Genomic DNA, 23,563 nt, shown 5'->3' on the forward strand with positions numbered 1-23,563 from the left:
ACACTATAAGCAAATCGAGTACTCTTGAAAGGATTTGAGATAGGGTGGATTATAATCGCGATGATGAACAGTACGCCTCCGAACAGCCCCGCCGCAGCAAGAGAGGATACTTTCTATCAAGTCTGATCGGCGTCATCGTCGGGGCCGCGCTCATGGCTTTCCTGATGCCGTACTGGACAGGCGGAGACCATGGAGACAGCAGCAAAAGCACCAGCCGGCGTCTCGGCAGCGAACAGGTGAAAACAGTCAACGTAAATGTCAATGACGCTGTCACGAATATGGTCAGCCGTGTATCGGATTCGGTAGTCGGCGTTCTCAATATCCAAAAGACTGATATTTGGGGAGAGGGCGGCGAAGCGGGAAGCGGGTCGGGCGTCATTTACAAAAAGAACGGAAACACTTCTTATATCGTAACCAATCACCATGTCATTGAAGGTGCGACTGAGATTGAGATCAGCCTGAAGGATGGTTCGCGCGTGCCTGCTGAGCTGATCGGGAGCGACCGTCTGATGGATCTCGCGGTACTGAAGGTGAAGTCTGATAAAATCAAATCGGCCGCCCAGTTCGGCAATTCTGATCAAGTCAAAGTCGGAGAACCGGTCATTGCGATCGGAAATCCGCTCGGACTTGAATTTGCGGGATCAGTGACACAGGGGATCATTTCAGGCACGGAAAGAGCGGTGCCCGTTGACTCAAACGGCGACGGACATCCGGATTGGAATGCGGAAGTGCTGCAGACCGACGCCGCGATTAATCCCGGCAACAGCGGCGGCGCTTTGATGGATATTTCGGGCAAGGTGGTCGGCATCAACTCAATGAAGATCGCTGAATCCGCCGTTGAAGGAATCGGCCTGTCCATCCCGTCAAAGCTTGTCATTCCCGTTATTCAGGATTTAGAAAAATACGGAGAAGTCCGACGGCCTTTCCTCGGTATTGAGATGAAATCCTTAACGGATATTGCGAGCTACCATTGGAGCCAGACGCTGAAACTTCCGAAAGGCGTTAAAACCGGGGCGGTCATTATGGGTGTCGACGCGTTTTCACCGGCCGGAAAAGCGGGTTTGAAAAAGCTCGACGTGATTACCGGGTTCGACGGACATAAGGTCAATGACGTTGTGGATCTCCGTGAGCGCCTGTATCGCAAAAAGATCGGCGACCGTGTGAACATCACGTTCTACCGTTCGGGAAAGAAAAAAACAGCGGAAGTCAAACTGACAGAAGCGGATCGATTACAGAAATAAAAAAGCAGCCCGGACATCCGGGCTGTTTTTTATTGATTTATTTGTTAATATTATACTATTGTGAAGCAGGGAGGTGAAACACATGAAAACGGCTGATGTGATCATCGTATTGAATGAAATCGAGGGTGAATGTGAAGGAAGAATTATTTTAGAATGCAGAATTTAAGAAAATGAAACATGTCATATTAAACGTCCTTTTTCAGGGGCGCTTTTTTTTATGCCTTTTTTCAGAAGCCATAAAAAGAACTGAACGCGGGTCACAACACGTTCAGTTGAAAATGGATATATGTAGAAAAAGGCAGACATGACCTTAGAACTTTGTGATTGAAACAGACTGGTGCTGCTGAATAGCGGCAGATGAAACTGCCGGCAGCTTATTTGCAGATGGCTCCGTTTTCAGCGTTTATTTTCACCAATTCAGCTTAGCTTCCGTTTTGTTTCAGATAAAAGCGAATAATAGAAGGGGAAGCGAAAAAAATAAACACAGGCTGATACATCTAAGGAGAGACTGCATCATGGATAAGTTGAAAGGCATCAAGCTGCTGAGTGCAGACGGCGAGTCTGCACTCATTGATTCTTTAACGATGGGGCTTCATCACGGAACGGTTCTCGGGGAAGACAATATCGTCGAGACATACATTCGTTCTTTGCGCGAAAAGCTGAAGGACAAAGAACACAAGGTGATTCGCACGGTTCGGGGCGCCGGGTACAGGGTGGACCTGGCATGAAACGGCTGTACAGAACCCTGCGGTTCCAGCTCCTGTTCAGGTCACTGGCGATTTTGACCTTGCTGTTATGTTTCATCGGCGGTACACAGTACATGTTTATGAGACGGACGATGTATGAAAATCAGGCGATCAGCATTCAGAGTGATATCAATTCAATGGATCAAAGCGTATGGAGGTCAATCAAAACTCCTGCCCGTTCCGAAACACCGGCTCATCCGAATGTGATTTATCCCGGGGTGACGGTTGCTTTTATCAATCAATCATACAAGATGTCAGTTTTATCAGAAGACCCGCACGCGGGAGCCGCTCCTTCTTTCCCGAAAAACGTGTATCGGGATGCGCTGACAGATACAATGGCGCTTCACTATCAGGTGGCTCACAATAAGGCGGGTGAGGAAATCATCGTCGTGTTTCAGGCGATTTCCGTTGACGGAAGGCAGGCGGGAGTTGTACAGATGAGCACGCTGACCCAGCCTCTGAATGATTCGCTTTTCCGCCAGATCAGCATTTTCGCGGTGCTTTCCTTTGCGGCTTTGGTTATCGGACTGTTTGTTTTTTTGCCGGTGATCCGGCTCACACTCAAGCCGATGTCCCGCATTGTGCATATGATGGGTGACATTCATGCCGGCAGTCTCGATAAACGGCTGCCGATTGATATGAAGCAGGCCGAAATTGAGTCATTGGGCATCTCCATCAATCAGATGCTGGAACGGATTGAAACCGCGTTTCAGGCGGAAAAAGAAGCGAAGGAGCGCATCCGGCAGTTTGTATCAGACGCATCACATGAGCTGAGAACGCCGCTTACCTCCATTCACGGCTTTATCGAAATTTTAATGCGCGGAGCGGCGGAAAAGCCGGAGCAGAAAGAAAAAGCGCTTCAAAGCATGTACGCGGAATCCGTCAGGGCGAATAAGCTGATAGAGGATCTTTTGTTTCTCGCGAAGATTGACCGGGAGCCGAGCTTTGAAATGAAAAAAGGGGCATTGGGAGACGTCATTTTGGAAATGGAGGCTGAGCTGAAGCTGCTCGCGAGAAACCGGAAACTCGAGTTCTTTGTTGATCAAAAGATAGAAGCTGTTTTTGACAAAGACAAAATGAAGCAGGCCATTCTCAATCTCTTTTACAATGCGGTGCAGCATACGGATGAAGACACGGGTGTCATCACCGTCTCCCTGCAGGAAGACGGAGGAATCATGCTTATGATTGCGGATAACGGAACGGGAATCGCTCCGGAGCATGTGCCTCATGTGTTTGACCGGTTTTACAGGACGGAAACCTCCCGATCCCGTCAATCCGGCGGCGCGGGGCTGGGTCTTGCCATTACAAAAACCATTATCGACAGCCATAACGGAACAATTGAAGTGAAAAGTGAGCAGGGAAAAGGCTCCGTGTTCATCATCCGGCTGCCGGGGTAAACCGGGATAGCGGAAGAAATATCACAATTTATATATAAATTCTAAATTTTCAAAAAATAACTTGTCCTTTTCCAATATTGATGATAATATCTAGTTATTGGCAAAGGGGGTGTGTACTGATGAAGATTGAAGAACTTGATCTTGATACAGAAACAGCAAGCTTGGTGCATCGCTGCTAGTAAAGCCGTGACTCCCCTTATTGGGGAGTTATTATCATTCAGGGGGTATGTCATGATGTCAACGGACTGTAAGCGCTGGAAGTTTAAAGACAGCGTGCAGGTGCTGACCTACACGGGGCATATTATCATTCAATATCGAAAGGCGATTAAGCTTGCGCATACGAGTGAGATCAAAGAGGCGGTTGAACGGCTGATCACCGGCTGTGAAAAACAAGAGCTTTCTGATCTTCTGGGAGAGGAAGCGGGAAACCAGTTTTTCGATGCGTTAATGAAATTGGATGCTTTAATAGAGCCATGGCAAAACGGCCGTGAAGGCTGCATCACTGAAAAGCAGCTGTACCATTTTGAGAAATACAACCAAAACCCCAATCTGATCCAAAACAGATTAGACGGCAGCAGGGCAGCGATCGTGGGTCTGGGGGGCGTCGGAACGATCATTCTTCAAAACCTTTTGGCGGCGGGCATGCAGCATTTTATTCTCATTGATTTCGATGCCGTATCAGTACATAACCTGAACAGACAATTCGTCTATACTCAATCTTCTGTAGGCAAATTAAAGATCTCAGAATGCAGAGATTATATCGCGGGTATCAATCCCCATGCGGACGCAGCACTTTACCATCAGGAAATGACACAGCCGCAGGACCTGCGTGTGTTAGATCCGTACGAAATTGATATCGTCATAAATGCCGCTGACAAACCCCATAACATTTCTGAATGGGTTTATCAGTATTGTAAGGAGCGGAATATCGCGTTTATGACCGGGGGTGTCGGCAGCTTCAGCGGCCAATGGGGGCCTCTGCTCACGCCTGAATCCTATCAATCCGGCGTCACCTATGAAAAAAACATGCCGGCCGGACTTCTGAACTGTTACCCCGATGAACCGATCAAAGGTTCGTTAGGAGCGACAAACGGTATTATATCCTCGTTTATGTCTCATGACATTATCACATACCTTGCAGGCGGAAGCCCGAAATCCCTGAATACCCGCATCGGCCTGGACTTTGACGGACTTCATATTACAGAAACGAAGCTTTCTCAAAAGGAAAGCGCTTTATGAAGACGATGCATCGTACGGCGAGAAAACCGGGCGACCCTCTGAAAATAGAAATCGACACAAGCCCGATACGCTTGAACCCATTAGATACGCAGGATTACACAAGCAAGATGATTTGCAGCATTATGTATGAAAGCCTGCAGGACGGCTATAACTGCCGAATCATCCGCAAAGATCGCCGCACCTGTCAGGTGGACATTCACCCGGACTATTTAGGTGACGCCGAGGGTGTGGTTCAAACGATCATCTATCATCTGACAAAAGAAAACCAAAGTCCCCATCTCGGCAGTTTCCTGAACATAAAACAGGCCGTTCCGTATGTAAAAGGCCTCGTCTCATCCGATCAGCTCGGGGTGAACGTAACGGGCGAAAAACGCTTTGAAGTCACCTTGGACGAGCCGTCTGATGAAATAGAAGCCGTTTTGCAGAGCAGCTTTCTGATTCCGGCGACCGCCGGGGGCGATGTGCCGGAAAATGGCCCGTACCGATTCAAGCGTACGTTTGAGAAGGGACTGGAATTTGAGCGGAATCCGCAATATAAAATGACGCCCGCGGATGACCGCACCGTTCAGATCATCCAATTTATTTTGAATAATGATCTGGAAAAAAGCATCGGGCTGTACGAAGCGAATCAGACCGATGTGACCTGCCACACCCAGTTTCATCATTCCAACATGAGGTATCGGCAGTATGCTGATTTTAAAGAAAATCATTTGCCGATGTTATTTACCTTCAAGGTAAAGGACGGCATGCTGAGAACTTTCATTCAGCATTATTTTGATAAACAAAAGCTGGCCGGGGATTTGGGGCATATCATCACACCGACTGATTCACTGATCGGTATATGGGAAAGCGGACGGACACCGCAGAAAGATCCGCCCCTTTTGACAAAAGAAGAGCCGATCCGAATTGTTTATGCCGATTATTATCCCAATGGAGAGATCATTGAAAGGCTGGCTGAATTGTTTCGGAGGGCCGGAGCGGACGTATCCGTCTCCCGCGTCAGTCATTTCAATGATTATTACCATATGGATAAAAGCGGGTTTGATATTGAGCTCCATTTGTTTCTGCCGGCTTATATGCATGAGCTGAGCTATATCAAATATTTCATCCGCGACATCAGCGATTCGGAGAAGAAAAAAACGATCATTGATGCCATAGGATCTGAAAAAAAGAAGGAACTTTTTGGGTTATTCGAGAATACAACTCATTATTGCCCAATTTGTTTTGGGAAAAGTCTGTATCTGCAAGATCCATGTATAGAGGGTTTTAGTGTAAAGACTGACGGGCTCCTTTCTGTTCATGATGTTAAATGCAGATAGCTGGAAAGGGGTATTCATTTGCGGAATCGAAATTTGCTTTACTTCTCCGGTTTTTTCGGAAACTTCTTTTTCGAACGGGGAATTTGGATTTTATATTTAACAAGCATGAATTATTCATTGTTTCTAGTGGGCATCCTGCAATCGGTCCTGAATTTGGCGATGTTTCTGGCGGAAGTGCCGAGCGGCGTCATCTCGGACAGAATCGGGAGAAAAAAATCGCTCTTGCTCGGCCATTTTATGGTCATTGTCTATTTGGTAATGTTCCTGAGCTTTCATAACTTCATCGCCCTCTTCATCGCTCATATTATATACGGTATCGGGCTGACGTTTATATCAGGAACGGATCACGCCTTTTTGTTTGATTCACTGAAAGAACAAGGGAAAGAAAAGTGGTACGGCAAATCCATCGGAAATTATAACGGACTTGTCATACTCGGTCTTGCGATCGCCATGGGCATCGGCGGCTACTTGCAGGAAATATCATGGTCGTATGTGTTTATCGCCGGGATTGTGACTCAGCTGATTGCGATGGCGGTCATTACACAGCTGACGGAAATCAAATTTGAAAACAGTGAACACGAAACGCAGACGGTCGGGGACATCTTAAAAGAAGTCAAAGATTTCTTCAGGCTGAACAAAGCCTTTAAATATTTGGTGCTGTCACTCTCCGTTTTCTTTGCGATTACATCGGTTTTTTATATGTACGGACAAGATCTGTTAAGTCAGGAAGGGCTGTCCGTGCGCAATATATCCATTATTTTTGCGGGGCTGTCCATCTTGCAGGCGCTGTGCTCCATCTTTTCTTCAAAGCCGGCGGAAAAATTCACGCCGAGGCGCGTGCTTCTGCTGACATTCTGCATCATCGGGGCGGCCTATCTGTTTATACCTTCGGGCAGTCTGTACGTGACGATTGCAGCTTTTGTTGTCATTAACGCGCTCTATGATGTGATAGAACCCGTATCCAGTCAGGTGGTGAATAATGAGATTCCGTCCAGAACGAGAGCCACGCTGCTGTCCATTATCAGTTTGATGACCTCGCTCTTCATGTTCATTGCCTTTCCGTTTATCGGATTCTTAACGGACTATTTTGATTCAGCTTTGCTGCTGACCGCAATCGGGGTATTATCCATCTTATTGTCGCTGTTTATGATGCTCAGCTTTTACAAACTGAAAGCGAGCGTCGCCATCCAGAATAAAGTCGAGCTTTGAACCAGAATGACAAAGGGATGATGTGAGTTGCTGAATATTCATAATCTTACGGTAAATTTAGCGGGAGATACCATTTTCAAACAAGTTTCTTTCTTCATCAATGAAGGCGAAAAAGTGCTTGTGGCCGGGCCGAACGGTTCCGGCAAAAGCACGCTGTTCAGGGTGCTTTCCGGGGAGCTTGAGGCGGATGAAGGAACGATTGCGATCAACAAAGGGGCGAAGGTCGGTTTGCTGAAGCAGATCGCTGATCCCCATGAGGATCTGACATTGTATCAATATCTGGAAAAATCGTTTGAAGCTCTCGCGGCGATCCAGAAGGAAATGAAGGCCATTGAGCTGAAGCTTTCGGAACCGATGGGTGAGGACGAGCTGACTGCTTTATTGGAAAAGTACAGTCAATACACGGAAACATTTGAGCGGAACAACGGCTACCAGATGCATGCGATGATTGACGAGGTATGCAACGGGCTCAGCCTCAGCGAATTAAAGGATCAGCCGTTTTCAAAGCTGAGCGGCGGCGAAAAAACAAAAGCCGGCCTTGCCGAAATTTTAATCCGCAACGACGACATTATACTGCTGGACGAGCCGACCAACCATTTGGATGTTCATGCGATTGAGTGGCTTGAAGGGTTTATTAAAAAATCGAACAAAACCATTCTGTTTACGACCCACGATAAAACGTTTGCCGACCAGACGGCGATGAAAGTGCTCGAGATTGACGATACCGAGGTGAAGATTTGGCCTTACGGTTTCAGCGAATACCTGAAAAAGCGGGAAGAATTCATCATCGCCCAGTTTGAGAAATATGAAGAACAGCAGAGAAAAATACAGAAGATGAAGGAATCCATCGCCCAGCTGAGAGATTGGGCCAACCGCTCGAATCCGCCGTCTGTCGGGCTGCACAGACGCGCGAATAATATGGAAAAGGCGCTGAAAAGGATCGAGCTGATCAATAAGCCGGTCCGGACGGAGCAAAAATTAAAAAACGCATTTCAGGAAGCGGGCGCCGGTTCAAAAGATATTGTGTTCATTGAAAACGGAAAGGTGGCCAACGGATCTTCCCTTTTATATCAAAATGTGAATCTGCGTATAAAGCATAAAGACAGAATCGGCATCGTCGGCAGAAACGGCGTCGGCAAAACAACGCTGATCCGCTGCATTATCGGGGAAAGAGAACTGTCGGACGGCACCATTAAAGTGGGGGAAAATCTTAAGATAGGCTACATTGATCAAAAGAGCCACGTCGGAGATTCGAGTCAGACGATTCTGCAATTCTTTAAAGAAAATCTGCTGACTGAAGAGGGCATGGCCCGGAATATGCTGGCCAAGTACGGATTTTACGGGTCTTCGGTCTTTAAAAAACTTTCCGTCCTGTCGGGCGGTGAGAGAATCAGGCTGAAGCTGTCCATCTTAATGGAAAAAAAGCTGAATGTCCTGATCCTGGATGAGCCGACCAACCACTTGGATATTGAATCTCAGGAAATTCTCGAAAACAGCCTGATGCAGTTTCAAGGCACCATCATCTGCGTTTCTCACGACAGAAACCTGCTGGAGAAGTTCAACAAGATTTTCTGGCTTGAGAATCAAAACGTCACCATCTTTTCAGGTCCATACAGTTACGCCAAACAAAAAAAACGGCAGATTGCCGAATAAAAGGGGAATGGATATGACCATTGACAGACTGACAATCAATGAGTTATCGTACGATCTTTTTGTAAGCGAGTATGCTGATAAGAAACCTTTTATTTTGACGGGGGCAATGGATCACTGGGAATGCAGGCCGTGGACGCTTGAATACATTGACGAACACTATGGAGACAGAATGGTCACCATCCGGAAATCAGATATCGAAGGGGTCAAAACGTTTAAACAAGTAAAGCTTTCCAACTATATCGAGTACATTGATCAGAATGATGACAAATGGTACTGTGACTGGAATTTTACGCAGCTGAACCAAAATGACTTAGACCTTGTCTATTCCGCACCCGAGTATTTTACAAAAGACACATTGAGAGCGGATGAAGAAACGGGACGGGACTGGAAATGGTTCTTTCTCGGTTCTAAGCAGACAGGCACGCCGCTGCATCAGGATTTTAACAGCACGCACGCGTGGAACGGCGTCATTTTCGGGGAGAAGGAATGGATTTTCTATCATCCGGACGACTCTCCGTATTTGTACGAAGGAAATATCAATGTCTTTGATGAAAAAGATATAGAGCAAAAACCGCTGGCGCAAAAGGCGTCTCCGATCCGCTTCAGGCAAAAGGCGGGAGAAATCATTTACGCGCCGCGCCATTGGTGGCATCAAGTCGAGAATACGGAACATACATTGGCAGTGAGCGAAAACTTTTGGTTTACCGGAGAGCGGCTTGCCAATCAGATATAAACGAAAGGCTGAGGAGCACCTCAGCCTTTTTTTGTATGGATTCATTTCATCCGGTCCAGACCGAATTTTTTCAGGCGGTATTGCAGGCTCTGCCTGCTGATTCCGAGCTCGTTTGCCGTTTTGGATATGTTATTGCCTTGTTTTCTCAGGGTTTTTTCGATCATGTATTTTTCGAAGTTTTCCATTTTGTCTTTTAAATCTGTGCCGGGCTGGGTGCTTGCGGCTGCTTTGCTTTCCGTGTCAGCGGGTTTGATTTTCATCCGGTATTGGTAAGGCAGGTGGGCCGCCGTAATCGTCGTTTCATCCGTCATAAAGTTCATGGCGCCTTCAATCATATGTTCAAGCTCGCGGATGTTGCCCGGCCAGTCATACTCCAGGAAAAATTGCTGCACATCGTCACTGATCGAATCGACATGCATTTGAAACAGGTGGTTGTTTTTCTGAATAAACACTTCGGCCAGAGGCAGAATGTCTTCCTTGCGCTCCCGGAGCGGGGGAATGATCAGCGTGACAACGCTTAAGCGGTAGTATAAATCTTTGCGCAGCCGCTCTTCTGAAATGGCGGTGATCGGGTCTTCATTCATCGTGGCGATGATACGGACGTCAATCGGTTTGTCCTGAGCTGATCCGATGCGCCTGATTTTCTTTTCCTGAAGGGCGCGGAGCAGTTTTGCCTGCAGGCTGAGATTGAGAGAGTTGATCTCATCGAGGAGCAGGGTGCCTCCCTGCGCCTGCTCAAATAAGCCGGGCTGGTCGATGGCTCCGGTAAAGGCGCCTTTTTTCGTGCCGAATAAAATACTTTCGACCAGACTGTCCGGCAGGGCGGCGCAGTTTTGTGAGATGAACGGGGCGCCTGAGCGCTGGCTGCCGTTGTGAATGCTTTGGGCGAACAGCTCCTTGCCTGTTCCCGTCTCGCCGGCCAAAAGCACGGACGATGATGTACGGGTTGCCCGTTTCGCGTTTTCGATGACTTCCTGAATGACCGGGCTGTTCCCGAGAATGCTGTCAAACGTGTAGCTGTTCTGTTCTTTTCTGTGCATGTTCTCTCTGATCAGCCGTTCGAGCTTGGTGACGTCCTTGGCGATTTCCACGGCGCCCTTGATCTCGCCGTTTTGCACAATCGGGAAGGTGTGGTTGATCGTCGTGATTTCCTGGCCTTTGTTATTGAAATAGCTCTGCTTTACATTTTTAATCGTTTTGCCTTCTTGAAGGGCTTGAACGAGCGTGCTGTCCTGCTGATTGGAAAACATAAATACATCAGTCAGGTTTTTGTGCAGGACGTCCCGTTCATCCATATCTTCAATCTGCATCATTTTCTTATTGTAAATGACGGTGCTGCCCTTTTCGTCCACCACATGCAGCCCGACATCAATCTCTTCCAGAATGCTTTGTAACACGAGTGTGTAAAATTCGCTGGTTGTGTGCAGGTCAATTCCCCCTCTCAATCGTCTTAACATTCATTATTTTAAAATAAATCGAACAGGAAACGCAAAAAAATTTTGCGCTTGGATGCAGTTTGCACGCAAACTGCCGGAATATTTTGCAGGAAAAGAAAGAATGCTGGCGAAACATCCCGTTTTTTCGGATTGGCACGGAACTTGCTTTATAAAAAGGGAAAGCAAGATCTAATGTTGAATGATTACAAAACAAGGGGGAATCAGATTATGTCAGCTTTCACAAAATCTCAAGAAATTATCAGTCAAACTTCACATTACGGCGCGAACAACTATCATCCTCTGCCGATTGTTATTTCCGAAGCGCAGGGTGTTTGGGTAAAAGACCCTGAAGGCAATCAATATATGGATATGCTGAGTGCTTATTCCGCGGTGAACCAGGGGCACAGACATCCGAAGATCATTCAGGCGCTGAAGGATCAGGCGGATAAAATCACTCTGACGTCACGCGCGTTCCATAATGATCAGCTCGGCCCGTTTTATGAGAAAACAGCCAAGCTGACCGGAAAAGATATGATTCTGCCGATGAATACGGGGGCGGAAGCCGTTGAATCCGCTGTCAAAGCGGCGAGACGCTGGGCATATGAGGTCAAAGGAGTAGCGGATAATCAGGCGGAAATCATTGCGTGTATCGGCAACTTCCACGGCAGAACGATGCTTGCGGTATCCCTTTCTTCAGAAGATGAGTATAAACGCGGTTTCGGACCTATGCTTCCGGGTATAAAATTAATTCCATACGGGGACGCAGAAGCGCTGCGCCGGGCGATCACGCCGAACACAGCCGCTTTCTTATTCGAACCGATTCAGGGAGAAGCGGGCATCGTCATTCCGCCGGAAGGATTTTTACAAGAAGCGGCCGCTATTTGTAAGGAAGAAAATGTGCTTCTGATCGCTGATGAAATTCAGACGGGACTCGGCCGCACAGGGAAAACATTCGCGGTTGATTGGGAAAATATCGTACCGGATATGTTCATCTTAGGCAAAGCGCTCGGCGGGGGCGTCTTCCCGATTTCGTGCATCGCGGCGAACCGTGACATTCTCGGCGTGTTTAACCCGGGTTCCCACGGCTCGACATTCGGCGGAAACCCGCTCGCTTGCGCGGTATCGCTCGCATCTCTTGAAGTCCTTGAGGAAGAAGGGCTGGCAGAGCGTTCCCTTCAGCTTGGCCGGTATTTTAAAGAAGAGCTTGAGAAAATTGATAACCCGATCATAAAAGACGTGCGCGGACGCGGCCTGTTTATCGGTGTTGAACTGACAGAAGCGGCCCGCCCGTACTGTGAAAAGCTGAAAGGCGAAGGGCTTTTATGCAAAGAAACACATGATACCGTGATCCGTTTTGCACCGCCGTTAATGATTTCCAAGGAAGACTTGGACTGGGCGATCCAAAAGATCACAAACGTGCTTCAAAACGCGTAATACCTTGATGCGGCAATGCTTTCCCTCGGCTTGTATGGAATTTACAAATAAAAAATTCAGCACACTCTATTTGCGCGGAGACAGTATTTTAGTATAATGTATCTTTATGTACGAAAATGAATTTCATATAACATTCATATACAAATAGAGGCTCTTTGGACAGCAAATCGGTTTCAAAGCACCGGCTTGGTTCCAATACAAGTTGCTGAAGGGGTGCAGAATAGTGAATACAAATCAAAAAGAGAATCAGCTTCAGCGCACAATGAAATCGCGCCATTTGTTTATGATTTCATTAGGCGGAGTGATCGGCACCGGGTTTTTCCTGAGTACCGGATTTACAATTAACCAGGCGGGACCGCTGGGCGCGGTTCTGTCTTATCTGGTCGGCGGTTTTATTATGTTTTTGACAATGCTCTGCTTAGGCGAGCTTGCGGTTGCCCTTCCCGTATCAGGGTCGTTTCAGACGTACGCAACCAAATTCATCAGCCCCGCTTTCGGTTTCGCATTCGGCTGGCTGTACTGGCTCGGCTGGGCGGTGACATGCGCCATTGAGTTTTTATCTGCGGGACAATTGATGCTCCGCTGGTTTCCGCATGTTCCCGTATGGGTGTGGTGCCTCGTGTTTGTCGGACTGATGTTTCTTTTGAACGCGATTACCACAAAAGCGTTCGCTGAGTCGGAATTTTGGTTTTCCGGCATTAAAATTTTAGTCATTCTGCTGTTTATTATTTTGGGCGGTGCCGCCATGTTCGGCCTGATCGACATGAAACACGGCGAGCAGGCTCCTTTCTTCTCTCATTTTTATGAGGATGGATTGTTTCCGAACGGCATTAAGGCTATGCTTATTACGATGATTACCGTAAACTTCGCGTTCCAGGGAACGGAGCTGATCGGGGTTGCCGCGGGAGAAAGTGAAAATCCCGAGAAAACGATTCCGCGCTCTATCCGGCAGACGGTATGGAGAACGCTTGTCTTTTTCGTTCTCTCCATCATCGTCATTGCCGGCATGATTCCGTGGAAGAAGGCGGGAGTGGTCGAAAGCCCGTTTGTCGTGGTGTTTGAACAAATCGGTATTCCATATGCGGCCGATATTATGAACTTTGTTATCTTAATTGCGCTGCTCTCAGTGGCCAACTCAGGCCTGTTTGCATCGACGCGTATCTTATATGCCATGGCGAACGAAGGACAAGCCTTTAAATCGCTCGGCAAAACAACTAAACGCGGCGTGCCGATGAACGCTCTGATCGTGACGCTGGCCGTCGCCTGCCTGTCCCTGCTGTCTAAAGTGGCAGCGCCGGAAACCGTTTATATGTTTCTCTTATCATTAGCCGGACTAAGCGCGCAGGTCGGCTGGATTACGATTTCCCTGTCACAGCTGATGTTCAGACGGAAATACATCCGCGAAGGCGGCAAAGTGGAAGACCTGAAGTTTAAAACACCGCTGTACCCGGTGCTGCCTATTATCGGGCTGACGTTAAATACGGTCGTTCTGATCAGTCTCGCATTTGATTCAGAACAGCGGCTCGCCCTTTATTGCGGCATCCCGTTCATGGCGGTGTGCGTTATCGTCTATCATCTGTATGTAAAAAAGCATAAGCAGTCAGAAAAACAGATAGAGCTTTAAATCTTTTCGTGTCCAAGTCATCTTTGAGAAACCCGCACAGGACAACATACAACATGTTGAGGTGGAAAAACGGATGAACAAGAATATCTCAGTTATTGGAATGCCGATGGATTTAGGACAAGCACGACGCGGAGTGGACATGGGCCCGAGCGCCATCCGCTACGCGCATCTCATTGAACGGTTATCTGACATGGGGTATGCGGTGGAAGACTTAGGCGACATCCCCGTCAATCGTGAAAAACTCAAACATGATGAAGAGCTGAAAAATTTGAACTCTGTGCTCTCGGGGAACGAGCAGCTCGCCCAAAAGGTGGACAGCGTCATTGAGAATGAGCGGTTCCCTCTCGTCTTGGGCGGCGATCACAGCATCGCGATCGGAACGCTGACAGGAACGGCAAAGCACTATAAACAGCTCGGCGTCATCTGGTACGACGCGCACGGCGACTTAAACACCCTGGAAACATCGCCGTCAGGCAATATTCACGGAATGCCGCTGGCCGTCAGCCTCGGCGTCGGGCACGACACGTTGGTGAATCTGGGCGGGTATGCCCCGAAAATCAAGCCGGAGAACGTCGTCATCATCGGCGCGAGATCGCTTGATGAAGGCGAGCGTGAATACATTAAGGAAACAGGCATGAAAGTCTATACGATGCATGAGATTGACCGCCTCGGCATGACAAAGGTCATTGAAGAAACCATTGACTACCTGTCAGACTGTGACGGCGTTCACCTCAGCCTTGATCTAGACGGCCTTGATCCGAGCGACGCACCCGGCGTAGGCACGCCTGTCGTCGGCGGCATCAGCTACCGTGAAAGCCATTTGGCAATGGAAATGCTGTATGATGCCGACATCATCACTTCAGCTGAATTTGTCGAAGTCAACCCGATCCTCGATCACAAAAACAAAACCGGCAAAACAGCGGTCGAGCTGGTAGAATCTTTGTTAGGAAAAAAACTATTATAAAATATGCGCCTCCGCACCTGCGGAGGTTTTTTTTGTTGCCACGAGGAAACTAGCGGGCTGCCACCCTCTTTTTGGACCTGTAAATATGATATATTTATTACACAAAATGGGAAAGGGAGGTGTCCTGACAGATGGCTGAGGTGATGGCCCACGAAACAGTTGCGAAAAAAATCAGTGACTGGTATGAGGAAATCAAAAAGCACAACACTGAATCGGCTGAGGCGTTAAGAGAACAACTGCTTACGGATCTGCAAAATATGACACAAAATCAAACGGTGCTCCTTTATTTTAATTTAATTGATTCCCGCTATAAGCTTTTAATGGAAGAGTATGAGAAAACAGACGGCATTTTAAAAACGATCCAGCTGAACGCCGATAAAGAAAAAACAGACCAGATGATTCAATACTATTATTATTTCTTTTCCGGAATGCACGAGTTTTACCGTAAACGGTTTATGAACGCCATTAATTTTTACCGGATTGCTGAAAGCAGGCTCCGGCACATACCGAATGAGATTGAAAGAGCCGAGTTTAATTATCAAGTGGCGATTGCCTACTATGAAATCCGCCAAAACTACTTTGCGATGAACCACGCGGAAAAAGCGTTGGAGATCTACAAAGCCAATGAAATGTACGCGGTCAGAGAAGCACAGTGTTTAATGGTGATCGGCTGTAACAGAATGGACTTGTTCCACTATCAGAAAGCCGAAGAGCTCCTGCAGACGGCGGTTCATCAAGCCGCCAAAGCGGGCGATCCGCATATTGAAGCGCTCGCCCACTTTAACGCAGGCATTTGCTATGAAAGACAGGAAAAACTGGAAGAGGCGCGGGTCGAGTTTGAAACGGCTCTTGATCAAAAGGAGCATTTGCGATCAGCGTATTCGGTGCGGAGTCTGTACATGCTGGCCAGAGTGTTATTGAAGCAGGCAAAGACGGATGAGGGCCGATTTTGGCTGCATAAAGCGCTGAATGCCGCTGAAGAAAAAAACGAGCCCGTATACACCCAAAAGCTGCGCATCTTACAGCATGTCTTTATTGACCGCAATGAAGAAGCGCTTGAATCAGCTTTCGCCGAGTTAAGAAGGAAAGAGCTGTGGAGTGACGTTTCCGATTTGTCGTATCAGGCCGCGGCGCATTTTAAAAAACAGGAGAAATACAAACCGGCGGCGAAGTATTTTCAGGAATCAATTGATGCCAATGACCAAATTTTGAGATTAACGGAGGGGATTCGTAATGAAAACATGTAAATTCATTGTACTCTCAGCAGCCTTGGCAAGTCTCATTTCGATTGGATTATTTGCACAAACTGGTTCAACGGCACAAGCCGAACAAATCATAAAACCGGCGGAAAACGGAGCCTTCGGATAATACTGCATGATATCGCTTTCGTGTAAGGAGTGATTCAATGGCTATCACGCTGCAGCCGATGACAGGACAAGAGTTTCAGTCCTATCTCGCTCATTCAACCAAGCATTACGCTGAAGAAAAGGTAAAAGCGGGAACGTGGCTGCCTGACGAAGCGCCGGAATTAGCGGAGCTGACGTTTGAAGACCTGCTTCCAGACGGCTTGGAGACAGCCGATCACTATTTATGGACGCTGACATTGGACGGAAAGGAAAATGCCGGCTGGTTGTGGCTGCACGCCGATCCGGACCACCCGCAGCAGGACGCATTTATTTATGATTTCGGCCTTCATCCGCCTTTCCGCGGCAAAGGCTATGCAAAAGAGGCGCTCGCAAGGCTGGAGGACAAAGCCAAAGATCTGGGTGTCCGCAAGATTTCTCTCCATGTGTTCGCTCATAACGAAACGGCGCGGAAGCTGTATGAGAAGACGGGATTCCTGGAGACGGATGTCATTATGAGCAAAAAGCTGTCATGAAAAGAGGCCCGCACGATGGGCCTCTTTTGTTATTCATCTAACAATGTCATCATTTGTTCCGGGTAACGCTCGCCGGCCGCCGTGCCGATCGGAAACATTTCATCCAACCGCGCCTTCACATCCTCCGGAAGCACAATGTCGAGAGCGGCGAGGTTCTCTTCCAAGTAGTGTTTCTTTTTTGTACCCGGAATCGGAATGAGGTCATCGCCGTTTGCGAGAACCCATGCGAGCGCAAGCTGAGGCGCGGTGATATTCATTTCCCGGGCAATGGCGGTAAATTTTTGGACGAGCCCTATATTCACCGCCAAATTGTCTCCCTGGAATCTCGGCGTTCTTCTTCTGTAATCATCGGCATCCAGCTGATCTGTCGACGTCATCTTTCCGGAAAGAAAACCTCTGCCGAGCGGACTGTAAGGCACAAATGAGATGCCGAGCTCACGGCAGGCGGGCAGCACATGCTCCTCTGCTTCCCTGCTCCATAAAGAATATTCCGATTGAAGCGCGGCAATCGGGTGAATGCGGACGGCGCGCCTGATCGTTTCTGCGGAAGCCTCTGACAATCCGATATACCTCACTTTTCCTTCGTCAATCAGCTTCTTCATGGCGCCGACAGTTTCTTCAATCGGCACCCGCGGATCAACCCGGTGCAGATAATAAAGGTCGATATAATCCGTCCCAAGGCGTTTCAGACTGGCATCACACGCTTTTTTCACATAATCGGGCCGTCCGTTGATTTCGATAAACTCACCCTTTTCGCTTCGGACATAACCGAATTTCGTCGCGAGGCACAGCTCCTTTCTGAATGGGGCGAGCGCTCTGCCGACAAGTTCTTCATTCGCACCCAATCCATATTGATCAGCCGTATCAAACAAATTCACGCCGAGATGAACGGCATGATGCAGTGTGGAGATCGACTCTTCCTCACTCTGGCTGCCATAGTATTCCGACATGCCCATGCACCCTAATCCCATTGCGGAAACCCGCATCGAACCGATCGTTCTGTCCTTCATATGTCCTCCCCCTTTCTTGTATGATAACCAGATTTCCTGATATTTGAAAATGATTTATGTATATGATTTACATATTGTTATAAAATTTTTAAAAATCTGTAAATTGTATATTTTTTTATCACAATTTCGTCATATAATGAAAACGTGGAAAAATTAACCTTTGAGAAAAGAGGCGAAGTCAATGTGTAAAAAGCTGTTCAAAGCCGTCCTCCCGTTTGCCCTGTCATTCACCATGGTTCTGTCGTTCTCCGGTTTGAATGTAAAAGCGAAAGAAACAGAAATACCACGCTACGCAAAAGAAATCGCAGACCTTCAGCAGGGCACGACTCCTCAAGACGTTCTCCAATCCGCCAAAGAGCTTGCCAAACAGAAGCACGTTTCAACAGAAGCAATTCTCAAGCAGTTTCATCAAGAAATCACGGCAGACAAGGTGCAAGGAAATGTAATCGCTTCCAAAGACGGACTCTCTGCGATGGGCGGATCGTCAGGAACCAAAAAACTCCCGAAAAGCACAAAAGGCAATATTTATTACACGAACTCATACACGGCTTATTACAATCACGGGCATGTCGGCATGTATTCATCCGCTGATAAAATTGTCGAATCCGTGCCGGGAGACGGCGTCCGTCAGATTGCTTATAACGGCAGAGAAGTCGAAGACAATTCAATCGTCCAGACCGTGAAAGTTACCGATGCTCAAAAACAAGCCGCCGCTGACTGGGCCGTATCAAGAGTGGGTGATGAGTACTCCTTCAACTTCGTCAATAACAGAAATACGGGCCATGAAGGCGCCAAAAACTGCTCAAAACTGCTGTGGTCGGCATTCCTTTTAAAAGCGGGGATTGATATCGACTCTAACGGCGGCTTAGGCGTATACCCGCGCGACATCACAAGCTCGTCCTACACAACCACGATCCTGACCATTCACTAAGGAGAACAACGTGAAAAAAATCATCTGGATACCCTTAGTGATCATCGCCGCCGCAGCGGTCTTATGCTTCTTCTATTTCCGCACGGAAGACCCTGCGGAGGTTGCGAGAGACACATTAAATGACCCTGATTTTCTGAAAGATAAAGAGGCGTTGCTGTATTTCTCCACTGCGGCTGACCAAGACACGTTCGGCGGCGGAAAAAGCTACGCCCTCTTCGCCGATGAAAAAGGGCGGCTTTCTTCTTATCAAATGAAGGGGCTTGAGCTCGGATCGGCCAAAGTGCATGACGAAAGCGTGCTGCTGGAGGACAAAAAAGGAATCTACACCGTTCAGGACGGCCTTCACACGTATAAAAGAGCGTACCAGCATACGGGAGACAGCGCGGGATATATCGAACGGGCGAAAGGCTTTTACACGCTGTATAATTCGGGCTACGACAAGAGCGGCGGCAGCTATCGCTCAGAGCTGTACCGCCAGATGGACGGCAGGTGGAAGCAAGACGTCATCCCGCACTATATCCGCGCCTCAGGCTTTTTTAAAGATCATCTTTTCGCGCTCACGCCGACAGATGACGAAAAAGGCTATCACGTCCAAGACATTCAGGCCGATAAAGAAAAGCTCCATACAACATCAATCGCGACGTGGACGTATAAAGAAGGCACGTCTGTCGAATCCCAGCTCGCCGTGGACGACAGCGCTGTCTGCTTTGTTACCAGAGGAGAAAAAGCCGATCACATCTATCAAATGGTGAAAGTCATGAAAAACAGCGGCGCCATCAAAACGTATGACATCGCCGCTTATAAAAATGACGAACAGACGATCTATGACTCCATGCCGTTCAGCTTCAAAAAAAGCTTTTTCATGGAGCATCGCAGCTTCTATTTCGTTGACGGCTTCGGAACCGTCTACCGCATCAACCCTGAGACCGGAAAAAGCAAAAAGGCCTTCACCCTCCCCGCATCACGAATGAAGGCCGACTTCAAGGAGCTGACCCATCAAAACGGAAAGCTGTATCTGTTCACGTACAGCTACAAAAAGCCCGCCAAAATCGAATCCTTCGACCTGAAAACGGGCAAAAAGCTGAACGACCTGACCATCCCAAACTTAAAAAACATCGTCACGCCGAAAAGCCATCTCAAGCTGTATGATGTGCAGGTGATGGATGGGTTTTAAAGAGTATGAACATTTCGGAAGAGCTTGCCGCTTTTGGTAAGCTTTTTATAATGAAACGTTACTGCGGGAAAGAAGGTGTTCATTTGAAATCATTCAGTATCTTCTTATTGTTGTCCGTCATTTGTATAACCATTGTTTTTGTCATAATGAATATGTTGATTGGATACCCTGATGTGAGTAACGGGGCATTGATTATGATTGTATATATCGTTGTGACCCTCATGATAAGGCTATATAGCAAGAAAAAGAAATAGAGGAATTTGAACCGTAAAAGCAGAAGACAGTCAGATGAAGGAGGGAGCCGATGAAGAAAAAGCTTGCCGCGGTGACCGTCACCATTCTCCTGGTTTCCGTGATAACCAACTCTTTTTTAAACGGCGGAAAGCCGGACTGGATTGATGTATGCTGTACGCTGCTGGCGTGTCTATTAGGAATTCTGTTCGTCCTTCGCTTAGAAAAAAGAGAAAACACGTAAAGAGCCGGATGCTGAAAACACCGGCTCTTTTTGCGCGTCATTTGCCGAATTGTGGATAAAACTCAGCCCGAAGCACTACTAACATGTGTATAAATAGGTTATATTGAGAAGAGAACAATTGCCGCGCGCAAAAGAAAACCGGAGGATGTAACAATGAAAACCGCTTATTATTCTTGTGAAGAACATATCGAAACCGTGCTGGACATGTACATAGATGATCATGAGCTTCCGCCCGAAATCAGAAAAATCGAACATACTAACAGTTTATCCACAGCCTGTGAATTATGTGGGGACACTGCAACATATCTAGTAGGGAACGAATGATCCTACACAAAATACAGAAAAGATATCCACAATTGTGGACAATATATATGAATAACTTGTTTCTAAAGTGGGGATGACCTGTGAATATCAATATTGTGACCATCGGAAAACTAAAAGAAAAATACCTCAAGCAAGGCATTGAAGAATACAAAAAACGACTCTCAGCCTACGCAAAAATCGACATCATCGAACTCCCGGACGAAAAAGCTCCGGAAAACCTGAGCGACCAAGACATGAAAATCGTCAAAAACAAAGAAGGCGAACGCATCCTGGCCAAAATCAGCCCGGACACCCACGTCATCGCCCTCGCCATCGAAGGAAAAATGAAAACATCCGAAGAACTGGCCGATACAATAGATAAGCTGGCGACTTATGGAAAAAGCAAAATCACCTTCGTCATCGGCGGCTCACTCGGCCTAAGCGACACCGTCATGAAACGCTCAGACGACAAACTGTCATTTTCGAAGATGACCTTTCCTCATCAGTTGATGCGTCTCATACTTGTAGAGCAGATTTATCGGGCGTTTCGGATTAATCGTGGGGAGCCTTATCATAAGTGAGTGGTTTTTGATTATCAAAGAAATTATTTATTTTGAGATGTTAAAATAATAGTAAGAAATTTTCTGTGAATCAGGTTTAATCAAAACCAAAGATTGTTGATACAATAATCTTTGGCTTTTTTGTGGTAAAATTAACAACTATAGGAAAGAGAGGGATGTGTTTGTGAAATTAGTTAAACTAACTCTTGAGAATTATAGAAGTTTTGGTCCTGAACCAACTAGTATAAATATTTCGGATTTAACAGCTCTAATTGGTACGAATAGTGCTGGAAAAACTACTGTACTAAGCGCCATTTTAAAATTGTTTGGCGAAAGCACCAATATTAAAAGATCGGATTTTCACTTGTTAAATAATCAAACTCCTGAAGAAGTTGAAAGTAATTACTTTAAACTCGAAGCAAAGTTTGAGTTTTTTAAAGAAAACGGTGACCCTGATGACTATGGAATTCCCATCTACTTTGAAAATTTCATAGTTTCAGAAGAGGGTGGTAATCCTTATATTAGAATCCAATTACATGCAACATGGCAAAAAAGCAATGACCCTGAAGGAAGCGTTGACTATCGTTATTACTTTATTCAGTGCTCTGAAGGTGAAAATTCCGAGGAACATTTAAAACCTATTAATGCGCATGATAAATCTAAAATTAAAGTAATTTATGTTCCTGCTGCTAGAAATCCATCAGAGCAGCTAAAAAACGCTTCAGGAACCATATTGTGGCGAATTATCAAGCAAATTAATTGGAAAGAAAGTGACAAGGAAGCTATTAAAGAAAAAATTAATTTATTAGATACTCAAGTAGCTAATCAACAGGGGATTTCAACCGTAAAATCAATAATTGCAGATCAATGGAAAAATTACCATAATGACCAAAGATACAGCAATGCAAATATCAAATTCGGAAGTAACAATTTAGAAAGTATATTAAAAAAGTTAGACGTTGAATTTACCCCATCTCATACGGAAAAGGCATTTAAGGTTTCTGATTTAGGAGACGGACTAAAATCTTTATTTTATTTAACCTTAATTGATTCTTTATTAGAGTTAGAAAACAAAGCGATTGAAGAAATTAGTTCGGAAGTTACGGAAGAAAGTAGAATATTAAATATAGATCCACCAGCGATAACTATAGTATTAGTAGAAGAACCTGAGAATCATGTTAGCCCTCATTTGTTGGGAAAAGTAATAAAAAATCTTAAGAGTTTAGGAGATAAACCTAATGCTCAAATAATTATAACTTCTCATAGCCCTTCTATTATAAAAAGAATAGATCCAATTCAAATTAGGCATTTAAGAATAGAAAAGAATAATAGTAAAACTGTTGTAAAAGAGGTGTTATTACCGCCTAAGGATGATGAAGCATTTAAATTTGTTAAAGAAGCTGTAAAAGCCTATCCTGAGCTCTATTTTTCATCTTTAGTAATATTAGGTGAAGGTGATAGTGAAGAAATATTATTACCTAAGTTTCTTACCTTATATAACGATAATCTAGATTCAACCGGAATTTCTGTAGTTCCCTTAGGAGGAAGACATGTAAATCACTTTTGGAGATTACTAACCCAATTAGATATTCCATTTATCACGTTATTAGATTTAGATAGGGAACGAAATGGTGGTGGTTGGGGAAGAATTAAGTATGCTCTTAAGCAATTAATCGAGAATGGTGTCGACAGAAATAAATTACTGCGTTTGAAAAATGGACAAATATTAGAAAATCAATATTTAGAAAAAATGCATGAGTGGTCCTTAGATGAAAAGGGATTGGAATATTTATCATGCTGGATAAATTTGTTAAATAACTATAATGTGTACTTTTCAAATCCAATAGATATTGATTTTATGATGATAGAAAACTTTTTAGATGAGTACTTAATGATTCTTAAACACAATGAAGGCCCCCTTCTAGCAATTGATGATAAAACTAATAAAAGAATTCATAAACTTTCAGCTGCCGATAAGAATACAGCAGCATATATAGATAGAATAAACGATAGTGTTAGAAAAACATTAAAAGAAAATGGTGGCAATGGGGATACATATACAAGTGAACAGAAGGAATTAATGATTTGGTATAACTATTTCTTCTTAACAAGAGGAAAACCTGTAACACACCTTCAAGCATTAAGTCTTATTGAGGATCAGCATTTAAAAGATTCAACTCCAGATGTCATACAAAGAATTGCAGAAAAAGCGACACAGATTTTAAACCTTTAGAGT

General features: G+C 45.9%; 22 protein-coding genes. 20 read left to right on the plus strand and 2 right to left on the minus strand.

What is annotated here, in order from left to right; translation table 11 throughout:
* Positions 1–44 precede the first annotated feature (44 nt).
* The 8 genes from C5I45_RS00440 (at position 45) to C5I45_RS00475 (ending at position 9,537) form a co-directional block, all read left to right on the plus strand.
* Positions 45–1,241: a S1C family serine protease gene (locus C5I45_RS00440; RefSeq protein WP_015387437.1), complete on the plus strand. Its 1,197-nt coding sequence runs from the start codon at positions 45–47 to the stop codon at positions 1,239–1,241.
* A 515-nt stretch (positions 1,242–1,756) separates the two neighbouring features.
* A complete protein-coding gene (locus C5I45_RS00445; RefSeq protein WP_024086030.1) occupies positions 1,757–1,969 on the plus strand; it encodes a winged helix-turn-helix domain-containing protein in 213 nt (70 codons plus the stop codon).
* Positions 1,966–3,384, plus strand: coding sequence for a sensor histidine kinase (locus C5I45_RS00450; protein WP_107994156.1), 1,419 nt, complete (start codon positions 1,966–1,968; stop codon positions 3,382–3,384). The genes C5I45_RS00445 and C5I45_RS00450 overlap by 4 nt, the downstream gene beginning before the upstream one ends.
* 231 nt (positions 3,385–3,615) lie before the next feature.
* A complete protein-coding gene (locus C5I45_RS00455; protein ID WP_014306163.1) occupies positions 3,616–4,623 on the plus strand; it encodes a ThiF family adenylyltransferase in 1,008 nt (335 codons plus the stop codon).
* Positions 4,620–5,942, plus strand: a complete 1,323-nt coding sequence (locus C5I45_RS00460) for a periplasmic substrate-binding domain-containing protein (protein ID WP_024086027.1) — start codon at positions 4,620–4,622, stop codon at positions 5,940–5,942. The genes C5I45_RS00455 and C5I45_RS00460 overlap by 4 nt, the downstream gene beginning before the upstream one ends.
* Before the next feature lie 18 nt (positions 5,943–5,960).
* Positions 5,961–7,151, plus strand: coding sequence for an MFS transporter (locus tag C5I45_RS00465; protein WP_014306161.1), 1,191 nt, complete (start codon positions 5,961–5,963; stop codon positions 7,149–7,151).
* 27 nt (positions 7,152–7,178) lie between these two features.
* Complete coding sequence (locus C5I45_RS00470) at positions 7,179–8,804, plus strand: ABC-F family ATP-binding cassette domain-containing protein (RefSeq protein ID WP_024086026.1); 1,626 nt, start codon at positions 7,179–7,181, stop codon at positions 8,802–8,804.
* Positions 8,805–8,817: 13 nt separating this feature from the next.
* The gene (locus tag C5I45_RS00475) at positions 8,818–9,537 is read left to right on the plus strand and encodes a cupin-like domain-containing protein (RefSeq protein ID WP_004393125.1); all 720 of its coding nucleotides are present in this window, start codon (positions 8,818–8,820) and stop codon (positions 9,535–9,537) included.
* A gap of 41 nt (positions 9,538–9,578) precedes the next feature.
* Here C5I45_RS00475 and C5I45_RS00480 read toward each other — a convergent pair whose 3' ends face one another.
* On the minus strand, positions 9,579–10,994 hold the full coding sequence (locus C5I45_RS00480) for a sigma-54 interaction domain-containing protein (protein ID WP_046341460.1): 1,416 nt from the start codon (positions 10,992–10,994) through the stop codon (positions 9,579–9,581).
* Between the two features lie 207 nt (positions 10,995–11,201).
* On the opposite strand from C5I45_RS00480, the gene C5I45_RS00485 reads away from it, so the two are divergent.
* The 6 genes from C5I45_RS00485 (at position 11,202) to C5I45_RS00505 (ending at position 16,874) form a co-directional block, all read left to right on the plus strand.
* Positions 11,202–12,407 carry an ornithine--oxo-acid transaminase gene (locus C5I45_RS00485; RefSeq protein WP_004393130.1) on the plus strand — a complete coding sequence of 402 codons (1,206 nt, stop codon included), beginning with the start codon at positions 11,202–11,204 and terminating at the stop codon, positions 12,405–12,407.
* 223 nt (positions 12,408–12,630) lie between these two features.
* The gene (locus tag C5I45_RS00490) at positions 12,631–14,031 is read left to right on the plus strand and encodes an amino acid permease (RefSeq protein WP_015387444.1); all 1,401 of its coding nucleotides are present in this window, start codon (positions 12,631–12,633) and stop codon (positions 14,029–14,031) included.
* A gap of 73 nt (positions 14,032–14,104) precedes the next feature.
* Positions 14,105–14,995 carry an arginase gene (rocF, locus tag C5I45_RS00495; RefSeq protein ID WP_014306158.1) on the plus strand — a complete coding sequence of 297 codons (891 nt, stop codon included), beginning with the start codon at positions 14,105–14,107 and terminating at the stop codon, positions 14,993–14,995.
* A gap of 131 nt (positions 14,996–15,126) precedes the next feature.
* Complete coding sequence (locus C5I45_RS00500) at positions 15,127–16,242, plus strand: response regulator aspartate phosphatase (protein WP_015387445.1); 1,116 nt, start codon at positions 15,127–15,129, stop codon at positions 16,240–16,242.
* On the plus strand, positions 16,229–16,363 hold the full coding sequence (locus C5I45_RS20045; protein ID WP_007407881.1) for a hypothetical protein: 135 nt from the start codon (positions 16,229–16,231) through the stop codon (positions 16,361–16,363). Before C5I45_RS00500 ends, C5I45_RS20045 begins: the two co-directional genes overlap by 14 nt.
* Before the next feature lie 37 nt (positions 16,364–16,400).
* Complete coding sequence (locus C5I45_RS00505; RefSeq protein ID WP_063174413.1) at positions 16,401–16,874, plus strand: GNAT family N-acetyltransferase; 474 nt, start codon at positions 16,401–16,403, stop codon at positions 16,872–16,874.
* 29 nt (positions 16,875–16,903) lie between these two features.
* On the opposite strand, the gene C5I45_RS00510 is transcribed toward C5I45_RS00505, so the two are convergent.
* Positions 16,904–17,884, minus strand: a complete 981-nt coding sequence (locus tag C5I45_RS00510; protein ID WP_014306155.1) for an aldo/keto reductase — start codon at positions 17,882–17,884, stop codon at positions 16,904–16,906.
* A gap of 181 nt (positions 17,885–18,065) precedes the next feature.
* Between C5I45_RS00510 and C5I45_RS00515 the strand changes: the two genes are divergently transcribed.
* The 6 genes from C5I45_RS00515 to C5I45_RS00540 all read left to right on the plus strand — a co-directional run bounded on the left by C5I45_RS00515 (position 18,066) and on the right by C5I45_RS00540 (position 23,560).
* Entirely contained in the window at positions 18,066–18,815 is a 750-nt protein-coding gene (locus C5I45_RS00515) for a YiiX/YebB-like N1pC/P60 family cysteine hydrolase (protein ID WP_015387448.1), read from the plus strand.
* A 10-nt stretch (positions 18,816–18,825) separates the two neighbouring features.
* Positions 18,826–19,989 carry a hypothetical protein gene (locus C5I45_RS00520; protein ID WP_044052754.1) on the plus strand — a complete coding sequence of 388 codons (1,164 nt, stop codon included), beginning with the start codon at positions 18,826–18,828 and terminating at the stop codon, positions 19,987–19,989.
* 304 nt (positions 19,990–20,293) lie between these two features.
* Entirely contained in the window at positions 20,294–20,464 is a 171-nt protein-coding gene (locus C5I45_RS19700; RefSeq protein ID WP_004393146.1) for a hypothetical protein, read from the plus strand.
* A 153-nt stretch (positions 20,465–20,617) separates the two neighbouring features.
* A complete protein-coding gene (locus C5I45_RS00530) occupies positions 20,618–20,788 on the plus strand; it encodes a CxxH/CxxC protein (RefSeq protein ID WP_004393147.1) in 171 nt (56 codons plus the stop codon).
* 80 nt (positions 20,789–20,868) lie between these two features.
* Positions 20,869–21,348: a 23S rRNA (pseudouridine(1915)-N(3))-methyltransferase RlmH gene (rlmH, locus tag C5I45_RS00535; protein ID WP_107994157.1), complete on the plus strand. Its 480-nt coding sequence runs from the start codon at positions 20,869–20,871 to the stop codon at positions 21,346–21,348.
* Positions 21,349–21,511: 163 nt separating this feature from the next.
* Positions 21,512–23,560, plus strand: a complete 2,049-nt coding sequence (locus C5I45_RS00540) for an ATP-dependent nuclease (RefSeq protein WP_107994578.1) — start codon at positions 21,512–21,514, stop codon at positions 23,558–23,560.
* The last annotated feature ends 3 nt before the right edge of the window (positions 23,561–23,563 follow it).

This window comes from Bacillus sp. ZY-1-1 (assembly GCF_003047165.1).
GTDB lineage: Bacteria > Bacillota > Bacilli > Bacillales > Bacillaceae > Bacillus > Bacillus velezensis.